The sequence below is a fragment of the Caulobacter sp. BE254 genome (assembly GCF_031457295.1).
Taxonomy (GTDB): domain Bacteria; phylum Pseudomonadota; class Alphaproteobacteria; order Caulobacterales; family Caulobacteraceae; genus Caulobacter.
Genome location: NZ_JAVDWJ010000012.1, coordinates 41,386 through 54,294, shown reverse-complemented (window position 1 = coordinate 54,294; position 12,909 = coordinate 41,386). Strand labels below are relative to the sequence as shown.

At 68.7% G+C, this 12,909-nt stretch carries 16 protein-coding genes; 5 read left to right on the top strand and 11 right to left on the bottom strand.

What is annotated here, in order from left to right; genetic code table 11:
- Positions 1-18 precede the first annotated feature (18 nt).
- On the top strand, positions 19-780 hold the full coding sequence (gene modA / locus J2X41_RS19165) for a molybdate ABC transporter substrate-binding protein (protein ID WP_310084435.1): 762 nt from the start codon (positions 19-21) through the stop codon (positions 778-780).
- On the opposite strand, the gene J2X41_RS19160 is transcribed toward modA, so the two are convergent.
- Positions 777-1,694: a LysR substrate-binding domain-containing protein gene (locus J2X41_RS19160; RefSeq protein ID WP_310084432.1), complete on the bottom strand. Its 918-nt coding sequence runs from the start codon at positions 1,692-1,694 to the stop codon at positions 777-779. The genes modA and J2X41_RS19160 overlap by 4 nt on opposite strands.
- A 92-nt stretch (positions 1,695-1,786) precedes the next feature.
- Between J2X41_RS19160 and J2X41_RS19155 the strand changes: the two genes are divergently transcribed.
- Positions 1,787-1,960, top strand: a complete 174-nt coding sequence (locus tag J2X41_RS19155) for a hypothetical protein (protein WP_310084430.1) — start codon at positions 1,787-1,789, stop codon at positions 1,958-1,960.
- Positions 1,961-2,081: 121 nt separating this feature from the next.
- On the opposite strand, the gene J2X41_RS19150 is transcribed toward J2X41_RS19155, so the two are convergent.
- The 4 genes from J2X41_RS19150 to J2X41_RS19135 all read right to left on the bottom strand — a co-directional run bounded on the left by J2X41_RS19150 (position 2,082) and on the right by J2X41_RS19135 (position 7,094).
- Positions 2,082-2,504, bottom strand: coding sequence for a response regulator (locus J2X41_RS19150; RefSeq protein ID WP_310084428.1), 423 nt, complete (start codon positions 2,502-2,504; stop codon positions 2,082-2,084).
- Positions 2,494-5,685, bottom strand: a complete 3,192-nt coding sequence (locus J2X41_RS19145; protein ID WP_310084426.1) for a PAS domain S-box protein — start codon at positions 5,683-5,685, stop codon at positions 2,494-2,496. Before J2X41_RS19145 ends, J2X41_RS19150 begins: the two co-directional genes overlap by 11 nt.
- A gap of 224 nt (positions 5,686-5,909) precedes the next feature.
- Entirely contained in the window at positions 5,910-6,086 is a 177-nt protein-coding gene (locus J2X41_RS19140) for a DUF4169 family protein (protein WP_310084423.1), read from the bottom strand.
- 3 nt (positions 6,087-6,089) lie between these two features.
- Positions 6,090-7,094 carry a DUF6807 family protein gene (locus tag J2X41_RS19135; protein ID WP_310084420.1) on the bottom strand — a complete coding sequence of 335 codons (1,005 nt, stop codon included), beginning with the start codon at positions 7,092-7,094 and terminating at the stop codon, positions 6,090-6,092.
- Between the two features lie 171 nt (positions 7,095-7,265).
- Between J2X41_RS19135 and J2X41_RS19130 the strand changes: the two genes are divergently transcribed.
- Both J2X41_RS19130 and J2X41_RS19125 read left to right on the top strand, forming a co-directional pair.
- Positions 7,266-7,502, top strand: a complete 237-nt coding sequence (locus tag J2X41_RS19130) for a DUF2171 domain-containing protein (RefSeq protein ID WP_310084418.1) — start codon at positions 7,266-7,268, stop codon at positions 7,500-7,502.
- A 76-nt stretch (positions 7,503-7,578) separates the two neighbouring features.
- A complete protein-coding gene (locus J2X41_RS19125) occupies positions 7,579-8,217 on the top strand; it encodes a glutathione S-transferase family protein (RefSeq protein ID WP_310084415.1) in 639 nt (212 codons plus the stop codon).
- On the opposite strand, the gene J2X41_RS19120 is transcribed toward J2X41_RS19125, so the two are convergent.
- The 6 genes from J2X41_RS19120 to J2X41_RS19095 form a co-directional block, all read right to left on the bottom strand.
- Complete coding sequence (locus J2X41_RS19120) at positions 8,214-8,792, bottom strand: CAP domain-containing protein (RefSeq protein ID WP_310084412.1); 579 nt, start codon at positions 8,790-8,792, stop codon at positions 8,214-8,216. The two genes, J2X41_RS19125 and J2X41_RS19120, sit on opposite strands and share 4 nt — an antisense overlap.
- A 96-nt stretch (positions 8,793-8,888) precedes the next feature.
- Positions 8,889-9,962: a histidine kinase dimerization/phosphoacceptor domain -containing protein gene (locus J2X41_RS19115; protein WP_310084409.1), complete on the bottom strand. Its 1,074-nt coding sequence runs from the start codon at positions 9,960-9,962 to the stop codon at positions 8,889-8,891.
- 79 nt (positions 9,963-10,041) lie between these two features.
- On the bottom strand, positions 10,042-10,227 hold the full coding sequence (locus tag J2X41_RS19110) for a hypothetical protein (protein WP_310084407.1): 186 nt from the start codon (positions 10,225-10,227) through the stop codon (positions 10,042-10,044).
- Positions 10,228-10,300: 73 nt separating this feature from the next.
- The gene (locus J2X41_RS19105) at positions 10,301-10,561 is read right to left on the bottom strand and encodes a hypothetical protein (RefSeq protein ID WP_310084404.1); all 261 of its coding nucleotides are present in this window, start codon (positions 10,559-10,561) and stop codon (positions 10,301-10,303) included.
- Between the two features lie 10 nt (positions 10,562-10,571).
- Positions 10,572-10,721, bottom strand: coding sequence for a hypothetical protein (locus J2X41_RS19100; RefSeq protein ID WP_099052419.1), 150 nt, complete (start codon positions 10,719-10,721; stop codon positions 10,572-10,574).
- A 117-nt stretch (positions 10,722-10,838) separates the two neighbouring features.
- Positions 10,839-12,041 (bottom strand): pyridoxal phosphate-dependent aminotransferase, encoded by a 1,203-nt coding sequence (locus J2X41_RS19095; protein WP_310084398.1) that lies wholly within the window; start codon positions 12,039-12,041, stop codon positions 10,839-10,841.
- A gap of 257 nt (positions 12,042-12,298) precedes the next feature.
- On the opposite strand from J2X41_RS19095, the gene J2X41_RS19090 reads away from it, so the two are divergent.
- The gene (locus tag J2X41_RS19090; protein WP_310084396.1) at positions 12,299-12,892 is read left to right on the top strand and encodes a hypothetical protein; all 594 of its coding nucleotides are present in this window, start codon (positions 12,299-12,301) and stop codon (positions 12,890-12,892) included.
- Positions 12,893-12,909 lie beyond the last annotated feature (17 nt).

The window sequence follows — 12,909 nt, the reverse complement described above, 5'->3', positions numbered from 1 at the left end:
CTTCCCGAGAGAGTCCGCATGATCACCCGTTGCTTCAAGCTGGCCAGCTTGGCCTTGTTCGGGGCCGTGCTCGCGCTCGCCGCCGCGCCGGCCCTGGCGGCGGATACGCAGGTGGCGGTGGCCGCCAATTTCACCGAGCCGGCCAAGGCGATCGCCGCCGCCTTCAAGGCCAAAACTGGCCACACGGCGACGCTGAGCTTCGGCGCCTCGGGCCAGTTCTACACCCAGATCGCCCATGGGGCGCCGTACGAGGTGTTCCTGTCGGCCGACGCCGAGCGACCCCTGAAGGCCGAACAGGAAGGGCTGGGCGTTCCCGGCGCGCGGTTCACCTACGCCGTCGGCCGCCTGGTGCTCTATTCGAAGACGCCGGGCCTGGTCGACACCAAGGGCGCGGTGTTGGGGTCGGGCCGGTTCGAAAAGCTGGCCATCGCCGACCCGACGGCCGCGCCCTATGGCGAGGCGGCGGTGGAGACGATGCGCAAGCTGAAGGTCTACGACGCCGTGGCTCCGAAGATCGTCAAGGGCGCGTCGATCGCCCAGGCCTATCAGTACGTGGCGACCGGCAACGCCGAGCTGGGCTTCGTGGCCCTGTCGCAGGTGATCGACGAGCCGGGCGGGTCGCGCTGGCTGGTCCCGGCCGCCGATCACGCCCCGATCCAGCAACAGGCCGTGCTGCTCCGGACGGGCGAGAAGAATCCCGCCGCCCGGGCGTTCATGACCTTCCTGAAGTCGCCGGCCGCCGTGGCCATCATCAAGCGCTACGGCTACGAGGTCCGCTAGCTCCGGCGGTAACGCGCCACCAGCGGGTCGGCCGCCGCCTGGGCCAGGATCCAATCGCGGAAGGCCACGATCTTGCGCACCCGGCGGCGTTCGGCGGGATAGACCACCCAATAGCCGCCGCCATAATTGGCGGTGATGTCGAACGGCGCGACCAGCCGGCCCTGGGCGATCTCCTGGGCGAAGAAGATCGGCGAACCCAGCGCCACGCCCTGGCCGGCCAGGGCGGTGGCCACCTCCAGCGCCTGGGCGTCGGCCGATAGGCGAGGCGGCGCGTGGTCCCCAGCGTCGTCGACGCCGGCGGCCTCGAACCAGCCCGCCCAGAATTCCGGCGCGCCGATGCGCGGCGCGGACAGCAGGTCGGCGGGGCTCGCCAGGCCGCCGAGGCGGGCCAGCAAGTCCGGCGTGCAGAGCACGGTCTGGGCCGAGGGGATCAGGAAGTGCGCCTCCATGCCCGGCCAGTCGCCGCCGCCGGCCCGCAGGGCCAGGTCGAACGGCTCGCGTTGCAGGTCGATCAGCCGGCTGGAGGCGTCCAGCCGCACGGCGATGCGCGGATGGGCGATCTGGAAGCCGCCCAGGCGTGGCGCCAGCCAGTGGCCGCCCACGCTTTGCACCGTGGTGATCGACAGCACGCCCTCCTCGGTGTCGACCAGGTCGGACACCGCCGTGCGCAGGACGCTCATCGCCTCGGTCGCCGCCCGCGACAGGCGCTCGCCCGCCGGGGTCAGGGCCACCTCGCGCGGCAAGCGGGTGAACAGCGGCTGGTCCAGGCGCTGTTCCAGGGCCTTCACCTGCCAGCTGACCGCGGCCTGGCTGACACCCAGCTCGTCGGCGGCGCGGGTGAAGCTCTTCAGGCGCGCGGCGGCCTCGAAGATCCGGATGGCGCTGAGCGGCAGGCTGGCGAGGATGTCAGGCATAAGTAGGACTTATGCTTACCCAAGGAAGCCGCGTTTGTCATCCTCGGCGTGAACGGCGATTTTCCAATCATGAAACGCCAGGAAGGGTGATCATGATGGACCAAGCGTTCAAGACCCATAAGGAAACCACGTTCGGCTGGGTGCTGCTGGTCCAGGAGTGGATCGCCGCGCGCAAGGTCCGACTGGCTCGGCTCGCCAGCGAGCAGGCGGCCCAGGCGATGCGGGAGGCCCAGGCCAAGCCCAGGCGCCATCTCGCGCCACGCTAGGGACGAAGCGGACATCGGCGCGTCGTCAGAAAACGCGCTGAGACAAATATCCAAAGGCCCGGCCTGACGCAGTCAGGTCGGGAAATGCTCCAGGCGCGGGTCCTCGTCAATCCGGCTCGCGTCAGAGCAGGATGCTCTCGTTCGCCGGCGTCGAAACAGGCCTTGGCCTCAGCAGCCGCGCCACGCGGGCGAGAAGCTGGGCGTCGGTGAAGGGCTTGGCCAGATAGTCGCGGGCGCCCAGGGCCAGCGCTTCCTTGATGTCGCCCGGCGCGTTGCGGGCCGTCAGCATCATGACCGGGATGTGCGCCACGCGCGGGCTTTTCCTCAGGTGGTGAAGGACGCCGAAGCCGTCGAGGCGCGGCATGTTGACGTCCAGGATGATGGCTGCGGGATGCGTGCTGTGGATGCCGTCGAGCGCCTCCCAGCCGTCGCGGCCGAAGACGGTGTCGTAGCCGGCCAGGCCCAACCTCGTGGTCAGCAGTTCCAGGACGCTGCGGTCATCCTCGGCGATGAAGATTCGTCTGTGTCTGGCTTCAGGCTGCATGGTCGACCGTTTCGAACTGAAGCGCGCGATTGATCTCGTGGATCAAGGCGCGGCTTTCGAGCGGCTTTGCGACGACGCCGTCGAACACGCCGGCGGGCGCCTCCGTCGCGTCGGCGGAGAAGGCGATGATCGGAACATTGTCGTTGAGGCGGCCTTGGCGAATGGCCCGCGCCGCGGCCACCCCGCCCATGCCCGGCATCCGCAGGTCCATCAGAATGATGTCGAACGGTTCGGCCTCCGCCCGGGCCACCGCCGCTTCGCCGTCGACGGCTTCGCTGGTTTCGGCGCCGAGAGCGTCCAACACCGTGCGGACCAGGTCGCGGTTGACGGGATTGTCGTCGACCACCAGCACGCGGCAGGCGACGGGAAGGTCGACCGCCTGGTTCGAGGCGCTGGCCAGGGTCGCGGGCTCGACCTCGCCGGCGGGCAGCTCGAACCAGAAGCGGCTGCCCTGGCCAAGGGCGCTCTCGACGCCGATCTGGCCGCCCATGGCCTCGACCAGCCCCTTGCAGATGGCCAGGCCCAGGCCCGTGCCGCCATGTCGGCGCGTGGAGGAGCCGTCGATCTGCGAGAAGCGCTTGAACAACTGGTCCAGCCGATCGGCCGGAACGCCGCCGCCGGTGTCGCGCACCGAGATCCGCAGGCTCTTCGGGCCCTGGCGCCACGCGACCTCGACCGTGACGCCGCCGCGGTCGGTGAACTTGACGGCGTTGCCGATCAGGTTGAGCAACACCTGGCGCACCCGATCGGGCGCGACGAACAGGGCGGGGGGCAGGGTCTCGGCGCCGACGACGTCGAGCACGATCCCCTTTTCCTGGGCCTGGCAGGCGAAGAGGTCCAGCGCGTCCTGGACGAGGCGGCCAGGGTCGCAGACGGCGCTCCGGATCTCGACTTGGCCGGCCTCCAGCTTGGAGAAGTCGAGAATGTCGTTGACGGTCGACATCAGGGCCTGGCCCGCGTTGGCGACCCGGTCGACGAACCGTCGGGTGGTGGGCGACAGTTCGGGCTGGTCCTCGATCAGGCGCGAAAAGCCGAGCACGGCGGTCAGCGGCGTGCGCAGTTCGTGGCTCATGTTCGACAGGAACTCGGACTTCACGGCCGCGGCGGCCTCGGCTTCGGCGCGGGCTTCCATCAGCGCCGCCTCCATCGCCTTGCGCGCAGTGATCTCGCGGGCGACGTCCTGGATGGCGACCAGCACGCCGGCTTCGTCGAAGGACAGCTTCGGCTGGCCTTCCAGCCAGATCCACCGACCGTCCTTGTGTTGCGCCCTGAACTCGTAAGGCTCCGAGATCGCGGAAGGACCGCGACGGATCAGGGCCATATAGTAGTTGATCATGTGATCCCGGTCGTCGGGATGGGTCAGGTCGACGACGCGCCGGCCGACCAGCTCTTCCGGCTCGCGGCCCAGCATGGTGCGACAGGCCGGCGAGATGAAGCAGATCTCCCCGGCGGGATTGAAGGTGGCGATCATGTCGCTGGCGTTGTCGGCCAGCAGGCGATAGCGCGCCTCGTTCTCGGCGAGCGCGGCTTGAGCCTTGCGATCTTCGGTGATGTCGCGAACCGTGCCCATCATGAACGCGGGCAGGCCGTCGGCGGCCTTGACGGTCATCGAGCTGCCCGAGACGCAGCGCTCCTCGCCGTCGGGGCGGATGATGCGGGTGGGCACGTTGTGGTCGTCCTCGCCGGTGCGCAGGCGTTCGGCGATCCGCGCCAGCGTCCAGGCCCGGTCGCCGGGATGGAGCCGGTCGTTGAAGAGGTCGATTTCAGGCTGCTCGACATAGTCCAGGCCATAGATCTCGAACATCTTGCGCGAGACGTCGAGGCGCCGCGTGCGCAGGTCGTATCGCCAATAGCCAAGACCGCCGATGTCCTCGGCGAGCAGCGCGCGCTGGGCCTGTTCGCGAGCGTCGTCACGCGCCGCGATCAGGTCCAGCTCCAGGGCCTTACGGTCGGAGATGTCGCGGGAGACGCTGACGATCTCCTCGGGCGCGCCGGCTTCGTCCCGCACCAGCTGCAGGTTGGATTCGACCCAGACATAATGGCCGAGCCTGTGCCGCGACCGGTGCTGGATCGTCTTGTGGTCCAGGCCCCGCGACATCTCGCCGAAGACCGTCATGACCGCGTCCCGGTCCTCTGGGTGCAGGACGCTGGGAACGGTCAGGCCGACGGTCTCGGCCACGGTGTAGCCAAGGAGGTGCTGGATGGCCGGCGAGATGAACTTGCCGCGTCCCGAAAAGTCGTAGCGGGTGATGACGTCGCCCGCCCGTTCCGTGACGAGGCGGTAGCGTTGCTCGCTGCTGCGAAGGGTGTCGATCGTCTCGACCGTGTCGGTGACGTCCTGGAAGAGTCCGAAAACGGCCGTCGGCCGCCCCTGATCGTCCTGCTCGCAGACGCCGCGGCTGACCACATGCCGCAGGGCGCCGTCCGCGCGGATGAGGCGAAGCTGGAAGTCGAAGCCTGTTCGCGTCTCCACCGTCGAGACGACGTGACGCCGGACCAGCTCGCGGTCCTCCGGGTGGTAGAAGCCGACCGCGTCGTCGATATTGGGATCGAAGGTCTCCCGATCGACCCCGTAGATATCGTACACCGCGTCCGACCAGGCGACGGCGCCGGTGGACAGGTCCAGGCGCCAATGGCCGACGCCGGCCATGGTCTCGGCGATCTCGAGCAGGCGCTGCTTTTCGCGGGTCTCCCGGTGGGCTTTGGCCAGCTCGAATTCGTCAACCACGATCCGCGCCAGCAGCCTCAGCCGTTCCAGCGCCGCGTCGTCGGGGCGGGGGCGTGGCCTGTGGTCGAGGACGCACAGCGTTCCCAGGTTGTGGCCGTCCTTGGTGGTCAGGGCGGCGCCGGCGTAGAAGCGCAGGTCGGGCGGGCCCGCGACCAGGGGATTGTCGACGAAGCGCGGGTCGGTCGAGGCGTCCTCGACCACCATGACGGACTCCGGCCCCAGCTCTATGGCGTAACCGCAAAAGGCCTTGTCGCGCGGCGTTTCGGTGGCGACGACGCCCACCCTGGCCTTGAACCACAGGCGTTGCTCGTCGACGAGCGAGACCACGGCGATCGGGGTGTCGAACAGGTTCGCGGCCAGGCCAGCCAATCGGTCGATCGCCGGGTCCGCCTGGGTGTCCAGGATGCCGAAGGACCGCAAGGCGTCCAGCCTGAGCGTCTCGCGATCGCCCATGTCTCTCCCCGTCCGTCGTTTTTCCGACCTTACGGGGGTGACGCGGCGAAAAGGCTAACGCCGTGTGTGGCGGATTGGCGCAGGTTGAGAAGACCTTGGTGTTCGCCCTTCGGGAGCATTCAAGGCGCTGGCCCTAGCGCGCCTTTGATCAAAAATGCCCCGTGGATGAGCGAACTGGCCGGGAGCCGAGGTTTCAGGGGATGGCTCTGATCTGGCCGGCCGTTTCAGTCCTCGCGCTTAGCGCCGTCCAGGTCGCGTTGCAGCTTGTCGACCCGAGCCGCGTCCAGGGCCTTGTCGGCCTTGGTGCGGCCGAACCTGGCGCGGTTCTCGGCGGCCTTGGTCTTGGCGTCGGTCTTGGCCCTGGCCTTGCGGGCCTGATTCAGGTTGAGGATCTCGGCCATGGCCTAGCCCTTCTTCTTCGGTCCAGCGGGGGCGGGCGTCGCCGGCCGCAGGATCAGCGTCGACTGCAGGCGCAGGGTCTCGCCCTTCTTCAGCACGAACGGCGCCCGTCCGGGAAAGACGCAGTTCTGCATCGACAGTTCCCGGCGCAGGATCCAGCGGGTGATCGGCGCGCCGTTGGCCTTGCAGGCCAGGCCCACGGTCCAGGCGGGAGAGCCGTCGCCCGGCGTCCAGGCGAAGCCCATGGCCCTGCCGGCCTCGACCGGGCCGACGGCCGGGGTCACGGCCTTGCCGCCGGAGCCGAAGGTCAGGCGGTCGGGCCTGACCAGCCGCACGGAGAAGCCGCCATAGCCCTTGGCGTCGTCGCTGCCGCCCAGGGCCAGGGTGTCGGACCGGGCGGTGATCGCCGTGTCGAAGTCGATGCGCCGCGCGCCGGCCTTCAGCGGATAGACGCGGACCTTGGTGGTCTCGCGCGCCACATAGGTCACCTCGGGCGTCGAATTGACGATCCAGTCGGCGTTGACCACCAGGGTTCCGCCGCCGGCGCTGTCGCCCTTGAAGCGCTTCTCGCGGACATGGAAGGTCAAGCCCTTCATGAACCAGCCGTCGGCGAGGTTCTTGCCGTCGACGAGCACCTGGTGCCAGCTCCAGAACGCCCCGCGCTGGTGCAGGTGGTCGGCCGGGCGATCCTCGGTCAGCACCGTGCCGTCGGGCGCCCAGATCGGGTGAACATAGTTCAGCCGGCCGGCCTCGCGCGGGTCGGCCGGGGCGGTGCGGTAGAACAGGACGCTCTTGCCGCCGTCGGTGATGGTGACGCCGTCGTCGGCGAACGCCGCGTCGACCCTGGGCGGCGGCGTGGGGGGCGGGGCGGGCGAGGGGGCCGGCGTCGTCGCCTCGGCAACCGGCTGGGCGACGGCCGCGGGCGGGGCTTCCGCCTGGGCCCATGCCGTTCCCGCCGTGGCGACGGCGCCGGTCAGCAGGGCCAGGACGGCGGCGAGCGATCGGATCATCGGTGTCTCCCCTGCGGCGGTCGCCGAGTGATAGCCAGGAACGCGACCTCCGCAAAGTCGCAACCTTGGATGGAACATAAAGCGAACATCGTCGGCTCGCAAGCCCATCAGGAAACTGCGCCGCAGCCCCGGCCGTTTGCCTTGCCGAACGTCCATCAAAGGAGGAACACCATGATCGACGCCTCGCAAATCCGCGAACATCTGGAAGTGGTCGGCTCGGACGGCGGCCATGTCGGCCGGGTCGACCACGTGGTCGGCGGCGAGATCGAACTGGCCAAGCTGGACTTGGGCGGCGGCTTCAAGCACCACTTGATCCCGATCACCTGGGTCGATCATGTCGATGACGACGGCGTGCACCTGACCCTGACCAAGGACGACGCCAAGGCGCGCTGGCGCGAAAAGCACTGACGCCGCTCGCGGGGCGATTGACAGCTCCGCCGTGCTGATCGATCCCTCGCCCGCCAACGGGTGAGGGATCCTTCGCATGTACCAGCTTTATTACAGCCCCAGCACGGCCAGCCTGGCGGTGCACTGGATGCTGATCGAGATCGGCGCGCCGTTCGAGCTGGTCCTGACCGACATCGCGACCGGCGCCAACAGGACCCCCGATTATCTGAAGCTCAATCCGAGCGGCGTGGTGCCCACCCTGATCGTCGACGGCGCGCCGGTGCTGGAGAGCGCGGCGATCCTGATGCTGCTGGCCGAACGCCACGCCGACAAGGGCCTGGCGCCGGCGGCCGGGACGCCGGAGCGCGCGGCCTATTTCCAGTGGATGGTCTATCTGGCCAACGCCCTGCTGCCCAGCTTCCGCGCCTGGTACTATCCGCACGAGCCGGCCGGCGAGGCCAACGCCGAGGCCGCCCAGGCGGCGGCGCGAGCGCGGGTCGAGGCGGTCTGGGACCGCGTCGACGCGCAGCTGGCGGCCAAGGGCCCCTACATGCTGGGCGAGCGGCTGTCGGCGGTGGACTTCCTGGCGACCATGCTGATGCGCTGGTCGCGCAACCTGCCCCGGCAAGCCACGGCCTGGCCCAACATCGCCCGCTACCTGGCCCGGATGCGGGCCATGCCCTCGCTGCGCGAGGTCCACGCCCGCGAAGGCCTGACCGACTGGATCGACGGCTAGCGCGGGGGCAGGGCCCCGGCGAAGTCGATCACGCACATGTAGCCGTAGGCGCGGTGCGGGCCGCAGGCCACGCCGGCCAGCTGGTAGCCCGCGCCGAAGATATTGCGGCGATGGCCCCGGCCGGGAACGCCGCTGTCGACGATCAGCTGGCGGACGATGTCGCGAGGATCCTCGAAACCGTAGGAGATGTTCTCGGCCGAGAGGCCGGCCCAAACGCCCTGGCCGCGCAGCCGCTGGCCCAGCGAGCCGGCCGGGCCGTGGCCGACGTCGCCGCGCGGGCCCTGGGCCTGGGCGTGCTGGCGCGCCGCGGCGGCGACGCGTCGATCCGGCCCCAGGGGCGGCAGCGAGGCCTGGCGCTCCAGGAAGTCGATCGCCTCCTCGACGGCGGCGGGGTCATCGCTGCGGTTCAGCTCGCGGCGCAGTTCGTCGGCATATTGCGCCGGACGGGCCCGGGCGAAGTTCAGCTCGTCCAGGACGGCGTCGTCGAGACGAGCGGCTTGGGCGGCGGGCGCCAGGGCGAGGAAAAGCAAGCCGGCGAACGCCGGAGCCAAGGCCATGCGGCCGGAAATGCGCATGCGCGCTCCCGAGAATCAGACGCCCCAGGCCTGACCTAGCACGCTCCGGACGAAGCGTGCAGTCGCGCGGAATGTCGCGGCCAGAACCGCGCCGCCTCAGGCTGCGACGGGAGTCGACGCCCCGACATGGGCGTGCCGGATCGTCACCGTCATGCCGCCGGTGGAAGCCACCGTCATGTGACCGTCCAATTGCTTAACCAGCGCGTCGACAATCACCGTGCCCAGGCCGCCAGCCCTGGTCGGGGCCGGTTTTGCGGCCTTGCCGACGCCGTTGTCGCCGACCGTCAACGTCCAGGCCTGGTCGTCGCTGGCGAAGGTCACCGTGATGCGGGCGTCGTCCTTGAACACCGGGAACGCGTATTTGACGGCGTTGATCAGCAGTTCGGTGACGATCAGGCCGATGCTGACGGCCTTGTCCGAACCGATCGCGCCATGGTCGGCGACGACCTTCAGGGCGATCGGCTGGCTGTCGCCGATCATCGAGGCCGCAAGGCTGGCGCACAGCTTCGTCAGATAGGGCCCGACCTCGATCTGGTCGACGCCGCCCGAGGCGTGCAGGTGCGACTGCACCTCGGCCACGGAGATCACCCGCTGATGGGCGTCCTTCAGGTGAAAGCGGGTTTCGTCGGAGGTGACGGCCCGGGCCTTGAGCATCAGGATGCTGGCGATGATCTGCAGGCTGTTGGCGACCCGGTGCTGCATCTCCTGCAACAGCACCTCCTTCTGGTACAACAGGTCGCGCGTGCGGGCGAGCAGGCTCTCTTTTTCGCGTTCGATCGCCCGGCGCGCCGTGATGTCGGTGAAGGCCAGCAGGATCGTCGAGTTGGCGCTGGTCTCGTAGATCACCTTGCGGGCGTTCAGCAGCATGATCCGCCGGCCCAGGCCGGGGAAGTCGTGATTGACCTCGAAGCCGTTCATGGCCACCCGCTCGGGAATGATGGTTTCCAGCAGCTCGCGCAGAGCCGGGATGTCCCACTGCCCGTCGCCCAGGGCGTAGAGCAGGCAGCCCACGGTGTGCTCGGGGTCGACCTTGAAGGTCTCGTAGAACGATCGGCTGGCGGCCAGCACGGAAAACGCGGAGTCGAGCACCAGCAATGGCTCGTGGATGGTGTCCACGATCGCCTGGGCCAGTGTCTGCGCGTCTTCAATCCCCGGGATCGGACGCTTCATGGGCAATTTGGAACCCGATCCTAGGCGCAGGGACGCTCGCGGACGGCGACGGATGGGCGCCGATAGCTCGACCTTAGGCCTATTTCAGGTCGGAGTCCTGAAGCGTCTGAGCGACGAATGCGTCCTGCCACAGGGCCTGTTGCGCCAGATAACGCCAGGTCTGGGCCATCGACAGCAGTTCCATCGCGAGACTTCCCGGGCCGCAGGCCCCGGCGCGTCGCTCCATCTCGCTGGCTCGGGCGAGGCAGTCCTTGGCGTCGCGCATGGGCCGATCCTTCAATCCCGTGCCTTGCGCCCCAAGGTACTAACCCGGCGCGGCGCACAAGGCTCCGAGAGGATCAGCGGCCGCCGCCGGTGATTTCCTTGATCAGCGCCTGGACCGGGGCCTTGCCGCCGGCGTTCCACACGGCCTTCAGGTGCGCCAGGGTCTGCTCGGCGGCGCCCTCGAATTTCCACTCGCAGTCGACGATCTTGCAGTTCTTGAACACCGGAGCCTGGCCGCCGGCGAAGGTCAGGCGGCAGTCGCGGAACTCGCAGTCGGAGAAGTGCTCGCCGTCCAAGGACACGGTTTCGTGGTTGAAGCTCGTCGAGCTGGGCATGCGCCGTCTTTCACTGATCGTCGGTTGGGGGTTTGGGTGGCGCGGCGTCTTCGGCCGCCTGCTTGGCGGCGGCCTTTTCAGCGGCCTTCTGCGCGGCCTTCTGGGCCTTCAGGCGTTCGCGTTCCTGGCGTTCGAAGGAATAGTTCGGGGTGCGGGCCATGACGATCTCCTGGCCGCGGGACGCGGCGAAAAGGAGCCGTAGCGCGGTTCGCGGCCGACTTACAGCCGTCATCCTCGCCAAAAGGGCCAGAATGACGGCCAAAGCCGGGAAGAAAGGCTATTTGACGCTGGCGCAGAAGCGCTGGATGCGCTGGCAGGCGTCCTCCAGCACGTCGTTGGCGGTGGCGTAGCTGATGCGGAAGAACGGCGATAAGCCGAACGCCGCGCCGTGCACCACGGCCACCCCCTCGGCCTCCAGCAGCTCGCCGGCGAAGTCCTCGTCGGTCTCGATGACCTTGCCCGAGGGCGCGGTCTTGCCGATCAGGCCGGCGCAGGACGGATAGACGTAGAACGCCCCTTCCGGCGTCGGGCACTGCAGGCCGGAAGCCTGGTTCAGCATCGACACCACAAGGTCGCGGCGCTCCTGGAACAGCTTGGCGTTGGGCTTGATGAAGTCCTGGGTCCCGTTCAAGGCCTCGACCGCCGCCCATTGCGAGATGGACGAGGGGTTGGAGGTGGTCTGGCTGATCATCTTGGCCATGGCCTTGATCAGCGGCTCGGGCCCGGCCGCATAGCCGATCCGCCAGCCGGTCATGGCGTAGGCCTTCGACACGCCGTTCATCGTCAGGGTGCGGTCGTAGAGCCGGGGCTCGACCTGGGCGATGGTGGTGAACTCGAAATCGTCGAACACCAGGTGCTCGTACATGTCGTCGGTCAGCACCCAGACCTGCGGGTGGCGCAGCAGGACGTCGGCGATGGCCTGCAACTCGGCGCGGGTATAGGCGCCGCCCGACGGGTTGGACGGGCTGTTGATAATCAGCCACTTGGACTTTGGCGTGATCGCCGCTTCCAGGGCGGCCGGCGTGATCTTGAAGCCGCTTTCGGCGGTGGTCTCGACCGACACCGGGGCGCCCCCAGCCAGGAGCACCATGTCGGGATACGACACCCAGTACGGCGCGGGGATGATCACCTCGTCGCCGGGATTCAGGGTGGCGACCAGGGCGTTGTAGATCACCGGCTTGCCGCCCGGGGCGACATGGACCTGGCTCGGCTTGTAGTCCAGGCCGTTCTCGCGCTTGAACTTGGCGCAGATGGCGGCCTTCAGCTCGGGCATGCCGTCGGGGTCGGTGTACTTGGTCTTGCCGGCCTTGATGGCGGCGATGGCGGCGTCCTTGATGTTGTCGGGGGTGTCGAAGTCCGGTTCGCCGGCGGAGAGGGCGATCACGTCCCGGCCGGCCGCTTTCAGGGCGCGCGCCTTGGCGCTGATCGCGATGGTGGCGGACGGGGCGATGCGCCGCAGGGCGGCGGACTCGAGCGACATGGTTCAGGACTCCCCTGGGAGGACGTGGACTCGAAAGACCGGTTTCAGGATTGCGGCGGTCTTTACGCCCGTGCTTGCCCCGGTGCAACGCAACAAAGGCCACGAGCCACGGGGTTCTTGCGCGGACGGAAGGGGAGCGGTACCGCTATCATCGTAAAGACGAGAGCCGCCGCGTGAAAGGCGGCCCCGGAGGAACGACCATATCGGCCGCCGATGGCGGACGATCGACGTAACGACGTCTCTTGAAGGGGGAAACCATGAGCAAGATCGCCATCCTGGCCGCCGTGGCCGCGCTTGGCCTGTCCGCCGCCGCGCCGATGACCGCCAAGGCCGCCGAACCGGCCGCCGCGGGCGTCATGAAATACGCGATCAACAAGCCGTCCGTAGCCTGGAACGTCTATGGGCCAGGCCAGAGCAACGCGCCGGTCAAGGACAAGGCGGTGACCGGCGGGGCCGCGGTGCGGGTCCAGGTCACGGCGCCGACGCCCGACCAGCCCTGGGCCAACGCCGCCGGCCAGGGCGTCGACGGAAAGATCGCCAAGGGCGACATCATCACTGTCGCCTTCTGGGCCAAGGCCGAACCGGTCGACGGCGGGCCGGCGACGGCGACGCTCAGTTCGGTGGGGGTCCATCAGTCGACAGCGCCGTGGAGCGGGATCGTCAACGGCCAGGTCGGGACCATCGGCGGCGATTGGAAGATGTACACCTTCAGCGGCCGGGCCGGCATGGACGCCGAGAAGGGCGCGGCCGGGGTCAGCCTCCAGCTGGGCGGCGCCAAGCAGACCGTGGTGCTGGGTCCGCTGTTCGTGCTGGATTTCGGCCCGAACTACGACCCGTCGATGGCGAAGTAGGACATTCTGGACGCTGG

Bases quoted from the DNA above. Each gene is read 5' to 3' on its own strand.
- modA (WP_310084435.1), top strand. From the start codon at position 19: ATGATCACCCGTTGCTTCAAGCTGGCCAGCTTGGCCTTGTTCGGGGCC.
- J2X41_RS19160 (WP_310084432.1), bottom strand. From the start codon at position 1,694: ATGCCTGACATCCTCGCCAGCCTGCCGCTCAGCGCCATCCGGATCTTC.
- J2X41_RS19155 (WP_310084430.1), top strand. From the start codon at position 1,787: ATGATGGACCAAGCGTTCAAGACCCATAAGGAAACCACGTTCGGCTGG.
- J2X41_RS19150 (WP_310084428.1), bottom strand. From the start codon at position 2,504: ATGCAGCCTGAAGCCAGACACAGACGAATCTTCATCGCCGAGGATGAC.
- J2X41_RS19145 (WP_310084426.1), bottom strand. From the start codon at position 5,685: ATGGGCGATCGCGAGACGCTCAGGCTGGACGCCTTGCGGTCCTTCGGC.
- J2X41_RS19140 (WP_310084423.1), bottom strand. From the start codon at position 6,086: ATGGCCGAGATCCTCAACCTGAATCAGGCCCGCAAGGCCAGGGCCAAG.
- J2X41_RS19135 (WP_310084420.1), bottom strand. From the start codon at position 7,094: ATGATCCGATCGCTCGCCGCCGTCCTGGCCCTGCTGACCGGCGCCGTC.
- J2X41_RS19130 (WP_310084418.1), top strand. From the start codon at position 7,266: ATGATCGACGCCTCGCAAATCCGCGAACATCTGGAAGTGGTCGGCTCG.
- J2X41_RS19125 (WP_310084415.1), top strand. From the start codon at position 7,579: ATGTACCAGCTTTATTACAGCCCCAGCACGGCCAGCCTGGCGGTGCAC.
- J2X41_RS19120 (WP_310084412.1), bottom strand. From the start codon at position 8,792: ATGCGCATTTCCGGCCGCATGGCCTTGGCTCCGGCGTTCGCCGGCTTG.
- J2X41_RS19115 (WP_310084409.1), bottom strand. From the start codon at position 9,962: ATGAAGCGTCCGATCCCGGGGATTGAAGACGCGCAGACACTGGCCCAG.
- J2X41_RS19110 (WP_310084407.1), bottom strand. From the start codon at position 10,227: ATGCGCGACGCCAAGGACTGCCTCGCCCGAGCCAGCGAGATGGAGCGA.
- J2X41_RS19105 (WP_310084404.1), bottom strand. From the start codon at position 10,561: ATGCCCAGCTCGACGAGCTTCAACCACGAAACCGTGTCCTTGGACGGC.
- J2X41_RS19100 (WP_099052419.1), bottom strand. From the start codon at position 10,721: ATGGCCCGCACCCCGAACTATTCCTTCGAACGCCAGGAACGCGAACGC.
- J2X41_RS19095 (WP_310084398.1), bottom strand. From the start codon at position 12,041: ATGTCGCTCGAGTCCGCCGCCCTGCGGCGCATCGCCCCGTCCGCCACC.
- J2X41_RS19090 (WP_310084396.1), top strand. From the start codon at position 12,299: ATGAGCAAGATCGCCATCCTGGCCGCCGTGGCCGCGCTTGGCCTGTCC.